6 protein-coding genes are annotated in these 5,029 nt (G+C 66.2%); 1 reads left to right on the plus strand and 5 read right to left on the minus strand.

What is annotated here, in order from left to right; all coding sequences use genetic code 11:
- Positions 1-661: 661 nt before the first annotated feature.
- From ABZ646_RS39800 to ABZ646_RS39820, 5 genes are all read right to left on the minus strand, one after another.
- A complete protein-coding gene (locus ABZ646_RS39800) occupies positions 662-1,498 on the minus strand; it encodes a hypothetical protein (RefSeq protein ID WP_360530591.1) in 837 nt (278 codons plus the stop codon).
- On the minus strand, positions 1,485-2,360 hold the full coding sequence (locus ABZ646_RS39805; protein WP_360530593.1) for an ABC transporter ATP-binding protein: 876 nt from the start codon (positions 2,358-2,360) through the stop codon (positions 1,485-1,487). The genes ABZ646_RS39800 and ABZ646_RS39805 overlap by 14 nt, the downstream gene beginning before the upstream one ends.
- A gap of 55 nt (positions 2,361-2,415) precedes the next feature.
- Positions 2,416-3,405, minus strand: a complete 990-nt coding sequence (locus tag ABZ646_RS39810) for a sporulation-delaying protein SdpB family protein (protein WP_360530595.1) — start codon at positions 3,403-3,405, stop codon at positions 2,416-2,418.
- Positions 3,396-3,953 (minus strand): SdpA family antimicrobial peptide system protein, encoded by a 558-nt coding sequence (locus ABZ646_RS39815; protein ID WP_360530598.1) that lies wholly within the window; start codon positions 3,951-3,953, stop codon positions 3,396-3,398. Before ABZ646_RS39815 ends, ABZ646_RS39810 begins: the two co-directional genes overlap by 10 nt.
- A 115-nt stretch (positions 3,954-4,068) precedes the next feature.
- Positions 4,069-4,695: a sporulation delaying protein family toxin gene (locus ABZ646_RS39820; protein WP_360530601.1), complete on the minus strand. Its 627-nt coding sequence runs from the start codon at positions 4,693-4,695 to the stop codon at positions 4,069-4,071.
- On the opposite strand from ABZ646_RS39820, the gene ABZ646_RS39825 reads away from it, so the two are divergent.
- On the plus strand, positions 4,688-4,843 hold the full coding sequence (locus ABZ646_RS39825; protein WP_360530604.1) for a hypothetical protein: 156 nt from the start codon (positions 4,688-4,690) through the stop codon (positions 4,841-4,843). The two genes, ABZ646_RS39820 and ABZ646_RS39825, sit on opposite strands and share 8 nt — an antisense overlap.
- The last annotated feature ends 186 nt before the right edge of the window (positions 4,844-5,029 follow it).

The following is a 5,029-nucleotide window of genomic DNA, read 5'->3' on the forward strand; positions in this document are numbered from 1 at the left end:
GTCGAAGAGGACCTTCACCATTACCGAATTCCTTGCCTGGTTGTTAGATGTTTTTTTAAGGGCTAGGCCCCACACATGAAGGTGAGGGAGCCCAGGGCCCGTGTGCAACCGCAGACTTGGGCCCCCTCGCGACCGCGCTATAGGTGAGGACCGACGACCTGCTGAAAGCCCGCGCCGTATCACCGGCTGCACCTGGTGTGCACGCTGGACGGAGGTCCCGTCGGCTTGGCCCTCATCGGTGCGAAGGCCGAGAAGCGTGAGGCGCTGCTCAACCAGCTGGCCGCCGTTCCGGAGCTGGCCTTCGGCCTGCCGGGGCAGGCCCCCGTCGCCGACCGGCACCACTACAGCCGTGTCATCGAGACTGCCCCGGCCGAAGCAGGCATACGACCACTGCGACCGGCGCGCAAGGGCGAGGGACCACGAGCCGACTCCCTCCTGTTCAAGCCGCGGTGTCAGGTCATCGAGTCGGTCAGCTGCGCCCTCAAGGACCGGCCCGGCATCGTGGTGCGTGTCGTGCAGCGACTGCCGGCATTCAGCGACCTGTGCCACAACCACCACACCCACCAGCCCGTTCATCGATCACTGACCCCATACGACTGCCGACCTTGGACTCGGTCATCTTGCGTAGCTGCCTCGTATTCCAGCCTTACATCGACGTCGCTCATGCGGAGGAAGACAGCACCGACTCCGGGCGGAAACCTCTCGCGATGCCGATCAGGCTGCCTGTCGTGATCAGCACGGTCACCCCGCCCGCGTACAACAGCAGCCTTGTCGGGCCCAGCGGATCCAGGGCGATGGACATCGCGAGCAGGGCGCCGAAGCCGGGCAGCATCGCTGCCAGGCTGACCAGGCCGCCGCCATTGCCCGCAAGGGCGCCGGCGCCGGGCTGGGACAGGCGTGGGAAGAGCAGGTTGAGCAGCAGGGCGAGGGCCGCGCCCGCCCAGGTGGCCAGGAGGGGGAGCACGAGGGCGAGCGTCAGGTAGCCGGCGCCCGGCGCAAGGCTGTCGTGGTGCAGGGCGCTGGACAGCGCGAGAGCGAGGGCGGCGAGCGCGCTCATCACCGCCCACTGGCCCGTCGTGACGACGAGTACATAGCCGAGCAGCCCGCCTGCGATGCTCGACGGGTTGTACGGGGCGCCGAGCATCGCCTCAAGCGCGCCGACCCCGGCCTCCGCACCGACCACGTTGCGCACCGCGAGCCCTGCGCCCACCGTGCCGTGCAGGGCGACGATGCCGGGCATCAGGACGAGCAGCAGCCCGGCCGCGACCGTGTCCCCGTGCGCCCCGTACTGCAGGCCGAGCCGGGAGCTGCTGGCCGCACCGTTCATGTGCGAATCGTCGGACAGCAGAGGCAGGGCGACCACGGAGGTGACTGTCAGCGTGAACGGCAGGAACACCGTCGCGAAGTTCCTTAGTCGTTCCCGCCTCATCCGCCACAGCAGCGCGGACGCCAAGATCCTGACTCTAGTGACGTCGAAGAGGAGGCTACGTCGCGTCACGGGATGCGCCTTCCGTCTCCAGTTGCTGGTAGACGTCCTCCAGCGGGTTCCGGGCGGGTACTACTTCTCGGATCCCGATGCCTTCGCTCACCAGACAGGCGACCAGCGCCTCCGCCGCCTCCTCGTCAGGCACCTCCACAACCACGGCGCCCTGCTGCTGCTCCTCGTAGCTGTGGCCGAGCCGGTCGAGAGCTGCCGGCAGGTCGCCGGAGCCTCGGATGCGCAGCCGGTAGGCGCTGCCGAGCAGGGCGGTGCGCAGGGCGGTCGGTTCGCCTCGGCCTACGATGCGTCCCTCCTGCAGGACCGTTACGTCGTCGGCATAGCGGTTGGCGTCTGCCAGGGCGTGAGTGGAGACGACGACCGTGTGTCCTTCGTCCGCCAAATGTCTTAAGTACTCGGTGAGTTGGGTCGTAGTACTCGGGTCGAGGCCCGACATCGGCTCGTCCAGGAGCAGGATGGGCGGACGTCCTAGGAACGCCTTCCCCAGGCCCGCCCGCTGGTTCTGGCCACGGCTGAGGCTGCCGATGCGGCGATCCGCGAGGTCGGTGAGGCCGAGCAGGTCCAGGACTTCCGCGATCCGCTGTTCGGAAGGGCCCGGTGGCAGGCCGAGGATGCGTGCCCAGTACCGCAGGTTGTCCACGACGGTCAGCCGTGGTGCGAGCGCCGAGCGGTGCGTGGCCAGGGCGATCAAGGACTTGGCCTCCGTGTGCGTGTGCGGGTCGACGCCGTCCACGAGGACGCTGCCCTCGAAGGGTGCGAGAATCCCGGCGAGCACACGGAACGCCGTGGTCTTGCCGGCGCCGTTCGGGCCGAGCAGCACGTGGATTCCCGCGCCGTATTCGAGACTGACATTCCGGAGCACCGGCCGCCCTCGGTAACCCGCAGAGACACTCAAAACTTCCAGCTTAGCCACCGGGTCAACGTAGCACTGCCGCCGAGTGGTCAACTGAGCTGGCATTGCCGCCCTTTTCGACTGGTTGTTGCTCGTCGGGCGCCGCGGCCGGCGACAGACGGAGCAGTGGCATCGACGCGACGGCCGAGGACCCGATCATGACGAGGGCGAAGCTCCACAGACCCATAAGCAGGATGATCGAGCCGTGCAGCAGGATGTCGAGCACCAGGCCCACCTTGCGCCAGCGGTCGGAGCCCAGGATGCAGAGGGCGATGAGGAGTTCGACGACGAGCGCGCCCCAGGTCATACCGATCACGACCAACGGGTACTTGGAGAGTGCGAGCAGCGGGCCGGCCCAGGGTTTGGCGACGCCGAACATGTTGTCGCGCAGGAAGTAGTACTCGGCCGTGCCGTTGGCCCAGTCGGCGACGCCGAACTTGCTGATGGCGGTGTCCAGATAGATGTAGGCGAGCTGCAGTCTGACCGCCCAGAAGGCGGCGTAGGCGACAGCGTGCCCGGACGGGCTCAGTGGTTCGGTCGGTGGGTTCCACTGCCAGGTCCGGTTGTCCGTCAGGGCAATCGGCAGCATGAGAAGGGACATGATCATGCCCACGGATTCGCCACCGTCCGGCACGGTGATGCTCACCGCGATCGAATAGACGGCCCACAGTTGCGGGATCGCCGTCCAGCGCGGCCGGTATCCGATGGCGGCCACCAGGAGCACGGCGACCAGGATCCACCGGGCGTGCTCTGCATGAGAGGTGCCGCCCACCAAGCAGTACGCGGAGGCTGCGCGCACTCCCCCGCAGCGCGCGCCGTCGCTGATGGTCAGGACCGGGGTGAGTAGCGCCTTCGACGGGGTGATGAGCACCACCGTCAGCTCGGCGAAGCAGATCAGCGAGCGTCCCACGCCGAACCAGCGTGAGCGGAAGTCAAAGCCACTGAGCCGGAGTTGGAGTCGCGAGCTCTGCTCTTCGAACAGGGCGGAAGCGGCGGTACGAACGGCTATGAGCATGAGACGTCCAGGTGGGCGATTCTGACGACGCGCCGGTCGTACGTCACCAGGTTCCGGTAGGACCAGGGCACGACGCGTTCCTGAGTGATGAAGGAGTCCCCGCACACGGTCCTCACGGGGTTGTGGTTCTTTATCTTCTCGGCGGGACGTGCCGCTGCTTCATGCAGACAGATCTCCAAATTGCCCGCGCACGGCTGCCATTGAGTCACCGAGGTATTGATGTACGCGATCTCAGGGCCTTGGGCACGCTGACTGCGGTCGAGTCCGAAGAGGTTCGACGGACGGCTCTGCGGGGTCTTCAGGAGATTCTTGATATGCCTTCCATCGAAGGCATACGTGCCGATCTGGACACCATCTGGATCCTTGGTGAAGAAGGCCCAGATCTCTGGAGTGACATCGTTGAAGTACTGGCGTGCGCCTTTGGAATGGCGGCTGCTGAGCGCGTTGCTCGGCAGCGTGTAGAAGAGCGCTACGAGAAGGTAGGCGACCATGACCGCCAGCGTGGTCGCGAAGATGTACAGCTGCCGTCTTGCGACAGGCGTCGACATGCGCGGTTTCCCTTTCCCTCTGGAATGGACGGAACACTCCGGCCGTGGTGACGGCCCAGTCCGGGGGTGGGCCGCCGCGACCGCGGCGCGGCGGCCCACCCTGCACAGAGAAAAATCAGAGGGCGGAGGCGACCGCCGCGACGAAGTCGTCTGCGTCGAGCTGGTCCGACTGCTTCAGATCGAAGCTGTAGCTGGCCGCTGCCGGGGCAATCACCACAATCACGGCGACCTCGGCGCCCGCGGCGACGTTGGCGCCCACCGCGACGTTGATGCCGGCCGCGATGTTCGCCACGGCCACGACGTTGGACTTGGTCCACACCCAGCCGTTCGGGCGTGCGATGTCGGCACTTTTGAGGGTCTTGGCCTTGCTGTCCGAGGCCATGGCCGCCTTGAGGTCGTCGTTCAGCGCCGCCATGCCCTGCTGCACCACGAACGGGTCCTTGGACTGGACCGCCTCCGTCACCTTGGTGTGGAAGCCCGGGTCGGCCTGGTGCAGCTTGTTCATCAGGTACGACAGCTGCGCGAGCGTCACCGAGGCGTCGGAGCGACGGCTGCGAATCTGCTTGGCCAGCTCCCGGTGGTCCTTGGCAGCCTTGCCCTGGCCGAAGACCAGAAAGGCCACCACGTCGCTGTCCGAGTAACCCTGCGCCGCTTGGACCGCGGCGACCGGGGCAGGGTGCGGCGCCTGAGTGTGCGCCGAAGCGGTGCCAGCGACGCCGGTCACCATGGCGGCGGTGAGCACGGCGCCAATGAGCGGCTTCTTCAATCTCATGATGGAACTTCCCCTGTTCGTCGAAGAGATTTCCGAGAACTTCTTGGATTTGCGGGCGTTGAGGGATCCTCAAGCAATTCAGAAGGTATTCGAGCGCCCAATCGACGGCAAGCAGTGACCAACCAGAGATTGACGCGAGGAAGCTTTCTGAATGGCCCATCAGTGACTATCTTCGAGCATGTCTGCAACGTTGAGCCACGCCTCGGCGTAATCCCGTGCGATACGTGCGACAGCATCAGCCCGATGAGCCGGAACTCCCTGGACGAGATTCTGCCACTCCGACGGGCCTGCCGGATGAATGCTC

Origin of the sequence: Streptomyces sp. NPDC007162 (assembly GCF_040634175.1) — a bacterium.
Lineage (GTDB): Bacteria > Actinomycetota > Actinomycetes > Streptomycetales > Streptomycetaceae > Streptomyces.

Coding starts and splice junctions, on each gene's coding strand:
- ABZ646_RS39810 (WP_360530595.1), bottom strand. CDS start 3,405: ATGCTCATAGCCGTTCGTACCGCCGCTTCCGCCCTGTTCGAAGAGCAG.
- ABZ646_RS39815 (WP_360530598.1), bottom strand. CDS start 3,953: ATGTCGACGCCTGTCGCAAGACGGCAGCTGTACATCTTCGCGACCACG.